We start from the raw sequence: 16,216 nt of genomic DNA on the forward strand, positions 1-16,216 counted from the left end.
AAAATTACACTATGTTAAAAAACACACTATTTATTATCCTTGTAATTTCATTTTTCTTAATCAGCTGTGATGATAAAAAAAAGGAAAATGATCTTCTGGCGAGGGAAAAACAATTATTGGAGAAAGAAAAATTATTTGCCCAGAAAGAATCTGAATATCAGGCCCTGCTAAAAATGAGAGACAGTATTTTCACCAAAAAAGATTCAGTACAAGTGGTCATGTGGCCGGCTGAAGTTTCAGGGTCATGGACCGGTAAAGTAATCTGTACAGAATCCAACTGCAGTGATTATGTTGTAGGGGACCAGCGTACTGATACCTGGGAATTTGACAGTGATTCCACCCATTTGGTGACTAAAATTATTAATAACAATAATCTGGTCAGGGTATACTCAGGCAAATATGATAAAAATGAAGTGAAGCTTAATTTTAAAACCGATTCCGCTTCAAAAAAACAGGTAGAAATGAATATTCTGCTGAATGACATTGCCCCGGGAAAAATCAGAGGTACAAGAAGCATTACTGTTGACAACAGCTGTACTGCAAAATTTTCTGTAGAACTGGTACGTCCCACAAAATAAAACACTTATGACTTTACTGAGTATCCATAACCTGAGTCTTCCCATTGAAGACCCGGTCCTAAAGTTTCTGCTGGTTTTAATTATTATTCTTTCCGCCCCGCTTCTTTTAAATAAAATAAAAGTCCCTCATCTTTTAGGACTTATCATTGCAGGGGCTGTTATTGGCCCGAACGGATTTAATGTACTTTCAAGAGACAGCAGCATTGTAGTTACCGGAACTACCGGGCTTCTCTACATCATGTTTCTCGCCGGCCTTGAAATAGACATGGGTGACTTCAAAAAAAACAAATGGAAAAGCCTCACCTTCGGAATTTATACTTTTACGGTACCCTTTATTTTAGGGTATTTGGGCGCTTCTTACATTTTAGGTTTTTCTACGCTTACTTCCATTCTATTTGCCAGCCTTTTTTCTTCGCATACTCTTATTGCGTATCCTTTGGTCAGCAAACTTGGCATTGCAAAAAATCCTGCTGTCAACATTACAGTTGGAGGTACTATGATTACCGATATTCTTGCCTTATTAGTATTAGCCGTTATTGTAGGGATGTCGCAGGGAGATGTGGGTACGGAATTCTGGATAAAGCTTTCGGCATCTTTTATTGTTTTCGGTCTTATTGTTTTATTTCTCTTTCCTGTTATCGGACGCTGGTTTTTCAAAAAAGTAGATGATAAGATTTCACAGTATATTTTCGTATTGGTCATGATTTACCTCGCTGCATTGCTGGCAGAGCTGGCGGGTGTTGAAGCCATTATCGGAGCTTTCTTTGCCGGGCTGGCCCTGAACAGGCTGATTCCCCACACTTCATCATTGATGAACCGTGTTGAATTTGTAGGAAATGCAATTTTTATCCCTTTTTTCCTGATCAGTGTGGGAATGCTGATTGATTTTAAAGCATTTTTTAAAAGCTGGGAAACTTTAGAAGTTGCAGGGATTATGCTGGTTGCCTCCATCGGAGGAAAATACCTTTCTGCTGTGGCGACACAAAAAACATTCAGGCTGTCTAAGGAAGAAGGAAAGTTGATCTTTGGCTTAAGTTCTGCTTCTGCAGCAGCAACACTGGCTTCAGTGATGGTAGGATATAATATCATTCTTTCAGAAACGGAAACCGGCGAACCCGTCAGGTTACTTAATGAGCACGTCCTGAACGGCAGCATTCTGCTGATTCTTATTTCGTGTACCATTTCATCCTTTGTTTCCATGGCGAGCGCACAAAAGATTGCTGAAAGTGATAACGAAGATACCGTTTCTGGAAACAGTCACGAAGAAGAGAACATTCTTCTTGCCCTCAATTATGAAGATACGGTTGAACGGATGGTAAACCTGGGAATCTTAATTAAAGCGCACTCCAATACGGATAATATATTTGCCTTAAATGTCATTAATGAAGATAAGAATGAGTCTTCCGTTAAAAATGCAGAAAAAGTCCTGCACCATGCTACGGTTACTGCAGCCGACGCAGATGTAATAATGCAGCCGCTAAAAAGATATGATAATGATGTCATTAACGGGGTGAACAATGTCATCAAAGAACAAAAAATTACGGATCTTGTTATCGGCCTTGAAGATGAAAAAGGCTTTTCCCCTTCTTTCGTCTATAATCTTTATAATGGTTATTTGCAGAATAACCATGTGAATGTGCTGGTTTATCATGCCGCCCAGCCGTTATCCACAATCAAAAAATATGCGGTCATGATTCCGGAAAATGCCCACAGGGAAGCCGGTTTTTTCCATGCCTTATTAAGAGTATGGAATATCGCCAGAAACTCAGGAGCCACCATCGTCTTTTATGCTTCCGAAAATATCCTGGATATCCTTCAACGGATTATTAAAAAGGCCAATATTGAGGCTGAATTTATCATTATGAATGCCTGGAAGGATGGCGAAGTTACCGCCTCCCAGTTAAAAGAAGACGAAGCACTTATTCTTTTCATGGCAAAAAGAGGAATGCAGTCTTACATTCCGAGGATGCGGCTGATCCCTGAACTGCTGAACAAAAACCTGCAATCCCATAACTACCTTCTTATATTTCCATTCTCAGAGCTCAGTGAAGATGATCCTGAAAAACGTGCGGTAGGGAACCATGGGGACTTTATGGAAATCGGGAATGTGATCAAGAAGATTTTTAAGTAATCTTTTCAGCTTTTGATTCTTCTAAATAATTTAATCCTAAAAGCCATAATCAGGACAAGATAAATGTAAATACATAATATTGAGCCTCTCCTCTATTATAAAAAAGAAAAGACTGCAGTTTGAATTGCAGTCTTTTCTTTTGTATAATTAAGCTTAATTACTCAGCAATCACTCTGACCATTTCTTTTACCTTCACCAGCTTTTCCATAAGCTCCTCTCTCGACTCGGCCAGTACATTGATATGTCCCATTTTTCTTCCCGGCTTGGTTTCAGTTTTTCCATATAAATGAATATAGGTTTCCGGTAATTTCATTACTTCTTCCATTCCCTTGTAGATCACTTTTCCGGTATAGCCTTCTGAACCTACCAGATTCAGCATTCCGCTGTAAATAATCGCGTCCGTATCTGCAAGCGGTAAATTTTTTACTACCCTATACATCTGCTCAAACTGTGAGTTCGCATTTCCTTCCTGGCTCTGATGACCGGAATTGTGAAGTCTCGGTGCCGTTTCATTGACCCATACTTTTCCTTTTTTATCCAAAAACAATTCAATAGCGAAAAGCCCCGGTGAATTGATAGCATTAAGGAATTTTTCTGTAATCGAATGAATCTGTTGCTCTACCTCTTCATCCAATAGTACCGGACAGATATTAAAATCCAACAGATTTAATTTAGGATCAGCGACCATTTCCGTAACCGGAAAAGCTTTCGTCTCACCGCTTTCATTTCTGGCAACAATAACTGAAAGCTCTTTTTCGATATCAACCAGATTTTCGATGACAGAAGCTTCTTTCCATACATTTTGAAGGTCTGCTTCATTTTTAATCAACTGAACACCTTTACCATCGTATCCTCCCGTATTCATTTTCTGTACAAAAGGCAGAGGTATCGTAATCTCTTCATCATGGTTCCAAATCGCCTGAAAGTCAGGGCTTGGGATATCATGAGCTTTATAGAATTCTTTCTGGAGGATTTTTTGCTGAATGGTTTTAACGATTTTAGCATTCGGAACCACTTTTACTCCCCTATTTTCAAGTTCGGATAATGCATCTGCATTCACATGTTCGATCTCAATGGTTACAACATCTTTATCCTGACCGAAATTCAGAACGGTTTCATAATCGTTGAAACTGCCTTGGGTGAAGTAAGAAATCATATGACAGGGTGCATCAGAAGCCGGATCCAGGGTATAAAACTCGTCATCATATTTCAATGCTTCCTGGATCAGCATCCTTCCCAATTGTCCTCCTCCTAAAATTCCTATTTTCATTTTTTTATTTTTCTGTTAAATTTGAACTTAATTTTAACACACTATGTATCTGGTGAAAATTTTATTGAACTTTATCAATCTTTAAATAGCCCAGGCTCACAAAATTCTCCTGATTCTCAGACTCTGACTTTACCAATGAAATCGAATATTTCTGCTTTATGGTGACAGGCAAAATTTCTTTTACCGGGAAAATATCATCAATATCAACGCCCAGCTTTTCATCGATATGGCTGGTAGCTCCTTTAAATCCCATGTTCTTATAAAACTCCGTACTTTTTGCCTTTTTTACGGCATCCGCCATAGATTGACCGACTACCAGGTGCTGCTCATGAAATTCTTCGAAAAACCCTTTTTTATATCCTCCAAGATTTATAAAGTACAGCTGTTCTTCAGAAGTAGAAGATCCTTTTTCAACAATCTTCACTTCATAACCGTCTACAAATTTCACCTCCTGATAACAGTCAATATGAATTTTACCTTTTGCTTCCTTCCAGAAATCCTTCATCTCCTCCACCAGATCTTTCAGGCTTTCTGCAATCCCGAAAAATACATCGTGCTGCTCAATATTCCTTCCGGGCGGCGTGGCTCCCAGGATGACATAAAATAGTTTCATATTTGTTAAATTCCGTTTATGCAAAAATACGTCAAATTTATCTTTTTTAAACGTTTGGCAGACTGTTACAATAGTTTTATATTTGTAGCATGTCAGAAATCATCATTCTCTTCCTTGGAGCAATTTCGGCAGGACTTTTGGGTTCACTGACCGGTTTAGGAGGCGGAGTTATCATCATTCCTTTATTAACGCTGGGTTTCGGCGTTCCGATGCATTACGCCATCGGGGCTTCTCTTATCTCGGTAATAGGAACTTCTTCCGGTGCAGCAGTTGCTTTTGTAAAAGAAGGCTTTACCAATATGAGGATCGGAATGTTCCTGGAGATCGCTACCACAGCCGGAGCAATCGTTGGGGCACTGGTTTCGGGAATGCTTAATCCGAATACCATCGGGATTATTTTCGCAAGCATTCTCCTTCTTACGGTTATTTTAAATTTAAAAGGAAAACCTGACCATCAGGAACCATTGATACAGGGAAGCCTGGAAGAAAAGTTAAAACTTTTCGGAACTTTTCCTGATAAAGGGGTTCTGAAAAGCTATTCGGCCAGAAATACAGTTCCTGGATTTTTGATGATGATGTTTGCCGGTGCAATGTCCGGTCTTTTGGGAATCGGCTCCGGTGCCCTGAAAGTGTTGGCGATGGATAACATGATGAAACTTCCCTTCAAAGTTTCCACAACCACCAGCAACTTTATGATTGGTGTAACTGCGGTTGCGAGTGCGCTTATCTACTTTCAGAGAGGAGAGATTGTCCCTGTCATCGTTGCGCCTGTTTTGATAGGTGTTGTGGTAGGAAGCTTCATCGGATCAAAAACACTGATGGTTTCCAAAACAAAAAAACTGAAAGTGTTTTTTGCCATTGTAATCACAATCCTGTCTGTATACATGATGTATAACGGAATTAATAAAAGTTTCAGATAATGAAGAAAAACTTCACAGATGTAGATCTGAACCGTTCCGTAGGAAATCTGCTCAGGCTGGGTGTAATTCTTTCGGTAGCCACTTCATTAGCCGGCTTTATCAAGCTTTTTACAGAAGGATTCAAGATGCCTAAAACCTACAACAGCCTTGATATGGGTTCTTCTTCTGAAAAGGTATGGGGACAATTCTGGAATTCGCTTTGCAGAGGAGAAGGAATGGCCATTATCCAACTTGGAATCTTACTTTTGATTTTCACGCCTTTGGTGAGAATTATTTTCGCTTTAATCGGGTATCTGAAAGAAAAAGATTATGTATATGTAATTATTTCTTCTATCGTGCTGGCCATAATGGCGATCAGTTTCTTTACCGGTTACGCTCATTAATTACATTTCATAAAACTCCAGCGGAAGCTGATCTGGATCCATGGTAAAGAAAAATTCTTTTCCGGTGAATTCATCTATGCGTATTTCTTCGCAGTCCAGACCCTTTTGAATAAGTTCATGCCTCTTTTCATGAACATTTTCAACCGAAAAAGCCAGATGCCTTAAGCCACAGGCTTCCGGCCGTGAAGGCCTTGCGGGAGAATCGGGAAATGAAAATAATTCAATGACATAATGGTCCCCAATTGCAAGATCAAGTTTGTAAGACTGCCTTTCTTCACGGTATACTTCACGGAGAGTATTCAATCCCAAAATGTTGGTATAGAATTCTTTTGAAACTTCATAATCTGAACAGATGATGGCGATGTGATGGATTTTCATATTGCAATTTATTTCAGATCATTACAGTTTTCTTTTCTTCTGGTATCAATCAGATATTGGATTTTCCATATCCCATTCTGCTTGATCAATTGGAAGCTGTTGGCTCCGCAATGAGAAAATTTCCCTTTAAAATAAAAAGAATAAGGGACAAAAACACTCGCCAGGTCTCCGTCAGTATGAATTGCTTTTATCATGATCCTTTCGTCCAGATCATTTTTTGCATAGCCGGAAACAGAAGTGATAAAACTATTGATGTCTTCAGTTTTCACACCGTCCTTAGTAATGGTCTGAAGAATTGCTGTTTCAGAAAAAACAGTCTTCATAAGTTGAGCACCAGCCGTTTTCATGGCTAAAAACAAATCTCTGACCGGCTTTTCAACTGCTTGTCCGTTCTGGGCAAGGCACAAAGTTCCTGACAATACAGCAATCGTAAATATTTTCTTCATGTTTCTCTGAATTTATCTCTAAAATAAAGTATTTACCTTTATAATCCTGCATTAATCCGCTACAATATAAAATTTCATTTGAGCGATAATAAAAAATGATTTAAATTTATAAAATTATTTATTAATATGTGGACAGCTTACCTGATTCTGACTGTATTGTTGCTGATTTTAACCATACTTCCAAAAATTCAAAATTCTCACTGGATCTTCCGGGTTCCTGAGTTCGGCAAAATACAGGTTACCCTTTTTATCCTGTTAACCTTTTTATTAGGTTTTGCTGTTAATCATTCAGAATACTTCTGGTACTACCAGTCTTTTCTGTTGCTGATGTTTGTATATCACGGACTTATACTTGTGAAATACACTCCGCTTTATCCTGTGAAAAAACATTTCCGACGCCAGCAATCTTCCCAAAAACTAAAATTTATTTCTGCCAATGTATACCAGTTTAATAAGGAATATGAAAGATTCATCGAACTGATAAAAAAATACAACCCGGACTTCTTTTTAACCATGGAAAGCAACAGCGACTGGGAAAAAGCAATGCAGCCATTGGAAAAAGAATACAGGTATCAGCACAAAGTTACTTTGGAGAATACGTACGGAATGCATTTTTATTCAAAAACCAAAGTCGAAGATGCAAAGACCCACTATTTTGTTGCGGATGACATTCCTTCCATTGAAGCTCACATGGAAACTGATCATGGTTTTAAATTCGTTTTTTTTGGTGTCCATCCGCCTCCGCCAAGCCCGACAGAAGAAGAAACATCGAAAGAAAGAGACGGTGACCTTTTAAGTACAGCTAAACGGGTTACGGAGATTGACAAACCTATTATTGTCGTAGGAGATTTTAATAATGTCGCATGGTCAAAATCATCTATTCTATTCAGGAAAACCAGCCACCTGATAGACCCCAGGATCGGACGTTCTTTTGTTTCCACCTTCCATGCCAGATACTGGCTGTTGAGATTTCCTATTGACCTGATGTTCCACAGTGAAAATATTTTTATTGAAGACCTCAAGACACTTGAAAATTTCGGTTCTGACCATCTTCCGGTGTACTGTGAGTTTTATATTGATCATCATAATTCTGAGCAGGAAGAGCGCATTGACGGGGCAACCAGCGAAGAAAAAGCAGAAGCGGAAGAAATGATCGAGGAAGGCAAAAAAGAGGATGGTGAACGTGATGCAGTAGTCACAGAATGATAATGGTCATTTTTATCTGGTGCCAGAATTTAGTGGAAAATTAAGTCAACGAATGATTGATAATGATCACTATTAATTATAAACAAAAAAGCGGATAGGTCCGCTTTATATGATTGTCGTGTCATCATTAATCTTTAGAAATTCATCACATCTTTAACAATGCCGTTATTTTGGGTGTGCTGCAGTAATTCTGCCTCAATAAAAGCTTTAACTTGATCTTCTGAACCATCATTAGGAAACAAAAGATGAACATTAGCACCGGCATCCAGTGTGAAAAATAAAGGTAAAGCGGTCTCTTTTCTGAATTTCCAGATCTTATTAATCACTTCCAGGGTTCCTGTCTGCATTAATATAAAAGCAGGGTCGCTCATCATCATCATGGCGTGCAGCGTTAAAGCTTCGTGCTCTACCAGCTTAATGAAGCTTGCCATATCACCACTTGCTAAGATGTCTTTCATCGGACCGAAATTTTCCCTGGCTTCCTGGAATCTTCTTTCTGCATAAGGATTGGTATTCATCAGTCCATGCCCTACCGTAGAAGACACCGACTTCTGTCCTTCATGGATGAGCAAAACCCAATCGTTGAAATTTTTGAAAATATCATGAATTTCATCATTCGGATACTGTACGGCATAGAGATCAGAGCTTCCTTTAATTTGGGATTCACCCCAGACCACTAATCCGCTGTATAAGCTTCTGCAGGCGCTTCCACTTCCTAATCTGGCTAAAAAAGATGCCTTTTTTAATGATTCTTCTTCAGTTTTTTTTTCCGTAAAAGCTTCATCCAGTTTCATCAGGCATTTGGCAATCGCCCCGAACCCGGAAGCTGAACTGGCAATCCCTGAACTGTGAGGAAATGTATTTTGTGTCCGGATCACGTATTTCCCCTTCAAAATCCATGGAAGATACTGCTCAATATTGTTAAAATATTTTTCTATTTTCTCGGCGAATTTTATTTCTTCGCTTCCTCCCAGAAAAGTCTGTACAACAAACGGTTCATCAGCAATAAACTCTATCGTGGTATCTGTCTTACAATGATTCAGGGTATAGCTGATGCTTGGATTTGCAGGAATCTGGTTATCATATTTTCCCCAATATTTAATCAGGGCAATATTAGACGGGCAGCTTTCCGAAACTGTTTGATTATATATGTTAAATTCTTTTTTTCCTAAAAATTCCTGTGTTGTCATAATTTGGTTTAAATAATAATGTTATCTATCGAACCTTATGTTTATTCTTATCAGCCGATAATTAATACATTTTTTCAATAATATCCGAGTATCTTTTGAGTACCACATTCCTTTTTACTTTAAGTGTCGGTGTAATTTCTCCGGAACTGATATCAAATTCTGTGGGCATCAATGTAAATTTCTTTATCTTCTCGAAATCTGACATATGGCTTTGCAGTTCTTTGATCTTAGCTTTATAAAAATCATTCACCTTCTCGTAGTTCACGACATCTTCCCAGCGGGTAAACGGAATATGATTGTTTTTAATAAAATCCTGTAAAAATTCAAAATTCGGAACGATCAACGCCGATACGAACTGCCTATCCTCTGCAATCAGAACAATTTGCTGGATAAAATTATTATTCGTCAGAAGGTTTTCAATCTGTTGCGGGGCAATATATTTCCCGTTGGAGGTTTTCATAAGATCCTTTAAACGGTCTGTAATTGTAAGGTTTCCCTCATCATCGATCTTACCGGCATCACCGGTTTTGAACCAGCCGTCATTTGTGAAAACATCCAGGGTATCTTGTGGCTTATTATAATATCCTTTCATAATTCCTTTTCCTTTCGCCTGGATCTCATTGCCTTCACCGATGCGGAGTTCTACTCCGGGGAGCGGCTTCCCACTGGTTCCGTGTTCAAAATGGGTTAAAGGGAAAAGCGTTAAAGTTGCAGTAGTCTCCGTCAGCCCATAGCCTACCGTTACATGAATTCCAACCGATTCAAAAAAACGGGTTACTTCCGGGGATAACGAAGCGCCACCACAAGGCAGGAACCATAACCGTCCGCCCATTTTTGCTTTTATTTTACTAAAAACCAATACTTCTGCAAGGAATTCTTTTATTTTTAACCCTAAAGGAATTTTATTTTCTTTTCTTCTGAGTTCTGCCGTCTGCCATCCTGTTTCCAGTGCCCAGCTGAAAATCTTTTTCCTGAATGAAGAACCTTCTTCAGCCTTTTCCAATACACCGGCATAAATTTTCTGAAAAAATCTCGGAACGGCACACATCATGGTCGGTTTTACTTCTTCCAAAGTTTTAGCAATATTTTTCGGGTCTTCAAGAAAATACACCCTTGCTCCGCCGTACAGGCATAAAAGGCTCCAGCTCCGTTCAAAGACATGGCTTAACGGTAAGAAAGCCAACGACAGTTCTTCTTCAAAATTTTTAAATTTAAAAAATTCAAAATGAGCATCAAAAGCATTAATGAAATTCCCATGAGTCAGCATAACTCCTTTAGGCGTTCCCGTTGTTCCTGAAGTGTAAATAAGAGTGGCTACATCGTTAATTTCTTTTTTACAGAACTCCAGCTCGGGAGAGGATTTGGCAATGAAATCTTCCAGATAAAAACTGCTGAATTCTTTTTTGATCCAGACGGCCTTCTTAGAAATAATAATAGTTTCAAGCCCGGTTTTTCCGGACTTGAAAATTTCCAGGCAGGCATCATATTGTGCCTGGTCTCCCACCAGAATAATTTTTGCTCCCGAATCACTGATGATATATTCTGCCTGATCGGCATTATTGGTTGAATAGACAGGAACCGTTACTGCTCCAATCGCCATTGCCGCCAGATCACAGATCATCCATTCTGAGGAATTATCAGCATAAATGGCCACTTTATCATTTTCTGCGATTCCTGCACTTTTTAGGGCATTGGCTGTTTTAAAAATAATTTCACTGAATTTCTGCCAGCTCAGCTCCTTCCATCCTGCATCTTTTTTCCTAAATCCGATGGCCGGTTTTATGGCATGCCTTTCTATATTTTTTTGAATAATTGCCTCTGCAAGATTCATTTCTTCAACTTTTTATCGTTCATATAATTTTTAAGATGGAAATTAACCGTTTCCTCCAAAGGAATAAACTGATATGCTATCCTGTCTTTTATTTTCCGGTTGGAAATAATATTCATTACAGAAACAGCCTCAATATTTGCTTTGGTTGCCATTCTCAGCACCGGAACCAGCCATCCGAAAAGCGTATTCGCTAAAACACCCATATTCAACTGAAATTTTGAGAGCACCTTTGCTTCTTTCAGCCCTAATGACGTCCGGATTTGTCTTCCGATCTCGACATATTTTTTACTTTCAGAAATAATAATAAAACGTTCTCCGAATATATTTTTTTCCATAAGTTCCACAGAAATTCTGGCTACATCTCTTACATCAGCATAGCTTGTCCCGCCGGAAAAAGTGAAGCTGTTCTTTTCAAAAGTCGGAAAAATATCTCCGCTGCTGTTTCCCCAGTTTCCGCTTCCGACAATCATTCCCGGATTGATAATAACGGTATTCAACCCTTCAGCAGAGGCCCTCCATACTTCCATTTCTGCAAGATGTTTGGAAATGGCATACGCAGAGTGTTCTTCTTTGGGATTAAACTCAGAAGTTTCGTCCAGCTCACCGTTCTCATTAAAAAGATCCAGCACGGCTATGGAACTTACATGAAGAAATTTTTTCACAGATGAATGGTCGCAGGCATACAAAAGATTTTCAGTACCTTTTACATTTGTACGATAAATCTCTTTATCATCTTTGGGATTGAATCCTACTTTTGCAGCACAGTGGTACACCTCACTAACTCCTTCCAGGACATTCTGAAGTAATTGAATATCATCAAAATCAACATCCACCCATTCAATTTTATTAAAAAAATCTTCAGGATTTTCCGTATAAAATGTAAAAGAATGTTTCACTTCGTTTAAATCGCTCGACGGTCTTTTAGAGGCGCGAACTTTTTTCCCTTTTTTTAAAAGTTCCAAAACAATTACCCTTCCCAAAATTCCGGTAGCTCCCGTTACAAAAACCATCAGTTATTTTTACTAAGTTGACTAAATTATATTCATATTCTGCGTTATGCAAATTTGCGATTTTTAAAGGAGAAATCAGTTTTTAATTCGTGATAAATCATAAATAAATTTACAGAGGACTAAATCTGATTAATGAAACAAACATTATGCTTTTTTCTGCAAATCCACACCAGGCCAAACAGACTTGATCCTTTATTAAGGCCGATATTTATTTCAGATCATTTTCTAAATTAAATAATAGCAATTGTACGTATCATTGAATTAAACTAAATCAGGCTAACTGTTAAAAGAAAAACGGGCTGAAGCCCGTTTCTGATTATTTTAAATTTCTTGTTTTTATTACTTTTCAGCTGATCTTATGCCAAAACCATATTGTTTCTTCTCGGAGCTTTATCACACAAAAGGTCAGCAATACTTTTTGAAATCTGATTTTGTTCCGTAAGGTTATCAAGCCAGAAAAATTCTCCGGCAGCATTGATTTCGATAAAATAATATTCATCTTCAGGAGAGACAATCATATCAATAGCTCCATAATCCACGTGGTATACATCTAAAAGCTCTAATATTTTTACTTCAATATCCTGCGGAAGCTGTGTGGGAATCCACTTATCGATAAGGTTGACACCATCTTTCCGCCAATCTGTTTTTGCCGCTTCAGACTGTTGGGAATCGATTTCAAAAGCATATATATCACGGCCTACAACTGTTATACGAAGTTCTTTTTGCTTTTCAATTTTTTGCTGGAACTGCATCGGGCAATAGAGAAGCGTATCCAGTTCTTCCAGTTTGTCTTCATTCACCACATTGGTGAATACTACATTTTCTATCCCGTCTTCATAAATAGCAAAACCGGTCTGCATTTTAGCCACCACATCCTTATGCTTTACAATAAATTTTTTCGCTTTGTCAGGATTATTGGTGACACAGGTTGCCGGAATTTTAAATCCAATCTTATCTGCGATTTTCAGCTGTTCTTCTTTGCTGTCCAGCCTTCTGTAAACACTTGGTTTTCCCAGAGAATACACGTCCACCGATTCTAAAAATCCAAAAAGCGTCGTGCGGATTTCACCCATCGCGGCACCGTAAAACTTGGTATCAAGCTCATCTTTTACTCCCTGACCGATATTGTAAGCTCTTCTGTACCACACAGCTGAAATATCATCCAAACGATATTCTTTTTCAGGGGTTTCTAATTTTGTAGTCCATTCGCCGTCCTGAAATGTGGTCGATAATTTATTTTTAAGCGGATACTCGTCTACATTGAAGCGAATAACTTCACAACCGTTTTTATCGATGTATTCGGTTACTTTATCTATTGAAAAATTATCTCCCGTATGGGTAATTATTAAAATTTTATTCATTGGTTTTCATTCTTTTTATAAGGTTGTCGGCAATTCTTTCTGCAATCGGGAAATTTAATTCTTTTTGCAGCATTCCCCATTCTCCCTGTGGATTTACTTCCAGGAAATAATAATTTCCATCTTTTCCTTTAATCATGTCTATTGCTCCAATATAAAGCCCCATTTCTTTCATCATAGAGGTGAGATTAGCTTGAATATATTCAGGCAAATGATATGCAGACCAGAAATAATTTCCCTTTGCAACCCGCCAGTCGACATTTTCGCTGTTATTGATTTTTCCGGTAAAAAATTCACCGTTCACATAGACAATTCTCAATTCATATTCCTTTTCGACATAAGGTTGGAAAATCATCGGACAATAGGCGATATCAGCAATATCGTCAAGAGAATTTTCATCAATAATATTTGTTGACAGAAAATTTTCTCCACTCATAGACTTTGAAATAACGCCGTGCAGCTTTGCTACCATTTTTCCATTGCAGCTTTCCTGAAAAAATGCCGTAATCCTATCCGAATCATTAGAGAAAATAGTTTTAGGAATGGTCAAATTATTTTTTTTTGCAATTTTCAGCTGAAACATCTTATTCCCGTCAATTTTATTCTCATTTTCCAAAGGATTAATCCACGGAAGATGTTCCAAAATGGTAAGAAGATTATATCTGAGGCTTACATATTCTTTCAGGAAAACAGATCGGTAACTTTCATCCAGCTCTTCCGGAATGCTGATGCCCCAGGATTTTCTGTGCCAGACTGCCTGTATTTCTTTAGAATTGATTGTATTTCCTAATTCATCCGTTAACTCAAAAAAGTCTTCACGGATCATGATTTTCTGAAGATGATTCAACCGATCAGAATTCAACCTGAAATAGGAAATATTTTTCGTTTTTAAATAGTCAAAAAAGAGATCGATGTTATAAAAATCTCCGGAATGCGTGATACAAAGAATCATTTGCCGATTGTAATTATTAAAAAAGGAAACTTAATGTGTAAGTTTCCTTTATGTAGATTTTGTTTAAAATTTTATTTGAAACAATTCTTGCTTATACCACAGGAGCGTCATCATCACCATCAGATGGATACTTCATTGTCTGCATCATATCCAATGTTGGTTTTGTTACCGTGTCAATAGTTGGCTTGGTAATAATACCCGTTCCGTCACCTCCTTTTACTTTTTGAGGCTCACTGATTTGCTTTTCAAGGAATGATGCGAAAAAAGGTTTCTTTTTTGAATTCTTGTTTTTCATAATGCTTATTTTGGATTAAAAATATAAGTTCTGTTTATTCGAATGTACCGTCTTCATCACTATCTGATGGATATTTCATCGATACTATATCTTGTCCGGGCTGGGTTACACTGTCAACAAGCAGTGACGTAACATTATCCCGCAACACTCCTGTTGTTGTATCTCCGGAACCACCTTTCACTTTTTCAGGATCTGCAATCTGCTTTTCCAGAAATGAAGCAAAAAACGGCTTCTTTTTTGAATCTTTGTTTTTCATCGTATGATAACTTGATTGATACAGTATTCGGTTCCCTATAATGCGTTTCCGCTTTCGTCATTATCAGACGGATATTTCAAGGTCACATGATCCCCGCCTGGTCTTGTAGAATTATCCAGAAGTGGAGAGGTAGCACCACCTTTTACTTTTTCAGGATCCTGGATCTGTTTTTCCAGAAATGAAGCGAAGAACGGTTTTTTTGATTTTTTGTTTTCCATAATATTTTATTTGATAAGGTTAAACGAAATTAATCGAGATCCTGAGCAGAATCACTGTCAGACGGATACCTCATTGTAACAGCATCAAGTCCAGGAGAGGTTGCATTATCTCTGAGTACCCCTGTTACATTATCTTTCTGAGTATCGGTCACCTCGTCTGCAAGCACTGACGTTATAGGGCTCGTCCCTCCTTTTACTTTTTCAGGATCCTGGATCTGCTTTTCGAGGTACGAAGCAAAAAACGGTTTTTTTGATTTCTTATTTTCCATTGTTATTAATATTAATGATTTAGAGAACTCTAAAGTATCAAAAAAAAATCACACGATGAAGAATAAAATTAATTTTAAGAAAATTTTAACAAATTCAAATAAATAATACGATAATATTAATTAATCTTCAAAAATTGTCTGACAACACTTGCAAAATCAACAGGATTCTCTGCCTGAACCCAGTGCCCTGCATTTTTCACAGTTACGAATTCAGCTTTTGGGAACTGCTGTTTAATGGAAAACTGGTCCTGTGGAAGGATATAGTTTGATTTTTCTCCTGAAATAAACAATGTTTTACCTTCAAAAACCCCGAACCTGATGGCATTGGAGACAAAATCATTATACTTCTCAGAAAGGGTTCTAAGGTTGAATCTCCAGTTAAGCTTTTTATCATCATCCCAATACAGGTTTTTAGCCAAAAACTGAATGGTCGATTTTTCAGGAATATACTGACTCAGAACCGCTTCGACTTCACTTCTGGAATGAACTGAATTAAAGTCTACTGTTTCAAGCGCCTTGATAATTCCCTGGTGATGCGGAGGATATGCCTTTGGAGAAATATCCACCACAATCAGTCTTTCTACATGTTCCGGATATTTCACAGCAAACTGCATAACGGCTTTTCCTCCCAAAGAATGTCCTAAGATATGGGCTTTTCCAATCCCATAATGTTCCATATACCGGAATATATCGTCAGCTAAGTCATCATGGGACATATTGTCGGAATGAAAACTTCTTCCATGATTTCTGAGATCAATTAAATGAACAGGCAGATATTCTCCGAGATCCTTGCCGAAGCTTCCCCAGTTATCCAGCATTCCAAATAATCCGTGAAATACCAGAAGAGGTGTTGATGAAAGACTTTCGCCGAATATTTTTGAATTTAAAATTTCCATATTTTTATAAGATGTT

General features: G+C 38.0%; 19 protein-coding genes. 5 read left to right on the forward strand and 14 right to left on the reverse strand.

Features of this window, described 5'->3' with window-relative positions:
• Positions 1–11 precede the first annotated feature (11 nt).
• Positions 12–578: a hypothetical protein gene (locus tag MKJ01_RS05145; RefSeq protein WP_241612276.1), complete on the forward strand. Its 567-nt coding sequence runs from the start codon at positions 12–14 to the stop codon at positions 576–578.
• A 7-nt stretch (positions 579–585) separates the two neighbouring features.
• Entirely contained in the window at positions 586–2,709 is a 2,124-nt protein-coding gene (locus tag MKJ01_RS05150) for a cation:proton antiporter (RefSeq protein WP_241612278.1), read from the forward strand.
• Positions 2,710–2,866: 157 nt separating this feature from the next.
• Here the strand turns inward: MKJ01_RS05150 and MKJ01_RS05155 are convergent, their stop codons facing one another.
• Both MKJ01_RS05155 and MKJ01_RS05160 read right to left on the reverse strand, forming a co-directional pair.
• A complete protein-coding gene (locus MKJ01_RS05155; protein ID WP_241612280.1) occupies positions 2,867–3,979 on the reverse strand; it encodes a 5-(carboxyamino)imidazole ribonucleotide synthase in 1,113 nt (370 codons plus the stop codon).
• 61 nt (positions 3,980–4,040) lie between these two features.
• On the reverse strand, positions 4,041–4,592 hold the full coding sequence (locus tag MKJ01_RS05160) for a DUF1543 domain-containing protein (protein WP_241612282.1): 552 nt from the start codon (positions 4,590–4,592) through the stop codon (positions 4,041–4,043).
• An 89-nt stretch (positions 4,593–4,681) separates the two neighbouring features.
• Here MKJ01_RS05160 and MKJ01_RS05165 point away from each other — a divergent pair, with 89 nt between their 5' ends.
• Both MKJ01_RS05165 and MKJ01_RS05170 read left to right on the forward strand, forming a co-directional pair.
• Positions 4,682–5,512 (forward strand): sulfite exporter TauE/SafE family protein, encoded by an 831-nt coding sequence (locus tag MKJ01_RS05165; RefSeq protein WP_241612284.1) that lies wholly within the window; start codon positions 4,682–4,684, stop codon positions 5,510–5,512.
• On the forward strand, positions 5,512–5,895 hold the full coding sequence (locus MKJ01_RS05170) for a DUF1634 domain-containing protein (RefSeq protein WP_241612285.1): 384 nt from the start codon (positions 5,512–5,514) through the stop codon (positions 5,893–5,895). Before MKJ01_RS05165 ends, MKJ01_RS05170 begins: the two co-directional genes overlap by 1 nt.
• Here MKJ01_RS05170 and MKJ01_RS05175 read toward each other — a convergent pair whose 3' ends face one another.
• Both MKJ01_RS05175 and MKJ01_RS05180 read right to left on the reverse strand, forming a co-directional pair.
• Positions 5,896–6,273 (reverse strand): VOC family protein, encoded by a 378-nt coding sequence (locus MKJ01_RS05175; RefSeq protein WP_241612287.1) that lies wholly within the window; start codon positions 6,271–6,273, stop codon positions 5,896–5,898. It abuts the gene before it with no gap.
• Between the two features lie 8 nt (positions 6,274–6,281).
• Positions 6,282–6,719 (reverse strand): nuclear transport factor 2 family protein, encoded by a 438-nt coding sequence (locus MKJ01_RS05180; RefSeq protein WP_241612289.1) that lies wholly within the window; start codon positions 6,717–6,719, stop codon positions 6,282–6,284.
• A 126-nt stretch (positions 6,720–6,845) separates the two neighbouring features.
• Between MKJ01_RS05180 and MKJ01_RS05185 the strand changes: the two genes are divergently transcribed.
• Positions 6,846–7,925 (forward strand): endonuclease/exonuclease/phosphatase family protein, encoded by a 1,080-nt coding sequence (locus MKJ01_RS05185; protein ID WP_241612290.1) that lies wholly within the window; start codon positions 6,846–6,848, stop codon positions 7,923–7,925.
• A gap of 134 nt (positions 7,926–8,059) precedes the next feature.
• Here MKJ01_RS05185 and MKJ01_RS05190 read toward each other — a convergent pair whose 3' ends face one another.
• The 10 genes from MKJ01_RS05190 to MKJ01_RS05235 all read right to left on the reverse strand — a co-directional run bounded on the left by MKJ01_RS05190 (position 8,060) and on the right by MKJ01_RS05235 (position 16,200).
• On the reverse strand, positions 8,060–9,115 hold the full coding sequence (locus MKJ01_RS05190; RefSeq protein WP_241612291.1) for a diphosphomevalonate/mevalonate 3,5-bisphosphate decarboxylase family protein: 1,056 nt from the start codon (positions 9,113–9,115) through the stop codon (positions 8,060–8,062).
• Positions 9,116–9,176: 61 nt separating this feature from the next.
• Entirely contained in the window at positions 9,177–10,946 is a 1,770-nt protein-coding gene (locus MKJ01_RS05195) for a long-chain fatty acid--CoA ligase (protein WP_241612292.1), read from the reverse strand.
• Complete coding sequence (locus MKJ01_RS05200; RefSeq protein ID WP_241612293.1) at positions 10,943–11,956, reverse strand: NAD-dependent epimerase/dehydratase family protein; 1,014 nt, start codon at positions 11,954–11,956, stop codon at positions 10,943–10,945. Before MKJ01_RS05200 ends, MKJ01_RS05195 begins: the two co-directional genes overlap by 4 nt.
• Positions 11,957–12,312: 356 nt before the next feature.
• Positions 12,313–13,317 (reverse strand): MvdC/MvdD family ATP grasp protein, encoded by a 1,005-nt coding sequence (locus tag MKJ01_RS05205; protein ID WP_241612294.1) that lies wholly within the window; start codon positions 13,315–13,317, stop codon positions 12,313–12,315.
• On the reverse strand, positions 13,310–14,266 hold the full coding sequence (locus MKJ01_RS05210) for an MvdC/MvdD family ATP grasp protein (RefSeq protein WP_241612295.1): 957 nt from the start codon (positions 14,264–14,266) through the stop codon (positions 13,310–13,312). The genes MKJ01_RS05205 and MKJ01_RS05210 overlap by 8 nt, the downstream gene beginning before the upstream one ends.
• Positions 14,267–14,357: 91 nt before the next feature.
• Positions 14,358–14,561 (reverse strand): microviridin/marinostatin family tricyclic proteinase inhibitor, encoded by a 204-nt coding sequence (locus MKJ01_RS05215; protein ID WP_241612296.1) that lies wholly within the window; start codon positions 14,559–14,561, stop codon positions 14,358–14,360.
• A 34-nt stretch (positions 14,562–14,595) separates the two neighbouring features.
• Positions 14,596–14,817, reverse strand: a complete 222-nt coding sequence (locus tag MKJ01_RS05220) for a microviridin/marinostatin family tricyclic proteinase inhibitor (protein ID WP_241612298.1) — start codon at positions 14,815–14,817, stop codon at positions 14,596–14,598.
• 35 nt (positions 14,818–14,852) lie between these two features.
• Positions 14,853–15,035 (reverse strand): microviridin/marinostatin family tricyclic proteinase inhibitor, encoded by a 183-nt coding sequence (locus tag MKJ01_RS05225; protein WP_241612300.1) that lies wholly within the window; start codon positions 15,033–15,035, stop codon positions 14,853–14,855.
• Positions 15,036–15,064: 29 nt separating this feature from the next.
• A complete protein-coding gene (locus tag MKJ01_RS05230; RefSeq protein WP_241612302.1) occupies positions 15,065–15,304 on the reverse strand; it encodes a microviridin/marinostatin family tricyclic proteinase inhibitor in 240 nt (79 codons plus the stop codon).
• Positions 15,305–15,420: 116 nt separating this feature from the next.
• The gene (locus MKJ01_RS05235) at positions 15,421–16,200 is read right to left on the reverse strand and encodes an alpha/beta fold hydrolase (protein WP_241612304.1); all 780 of its coding nucleotides are present in this window, start codon (positions 16,198–16,200) and stop codon (positions 15,421–15,423) included.
• Positions 16,201–16,216 lie beyond the last annotated feature (16 nt).

This window comes from Chryseobacterium sp. SSA4.19 (assembly GCF_022601875.1).
Classification (GTDB): domain Bacteria; phylum Bacteroidota; class Bacteroidia; order Flavobacteriales; family Weeksellaceae; genus Chryseobacterium.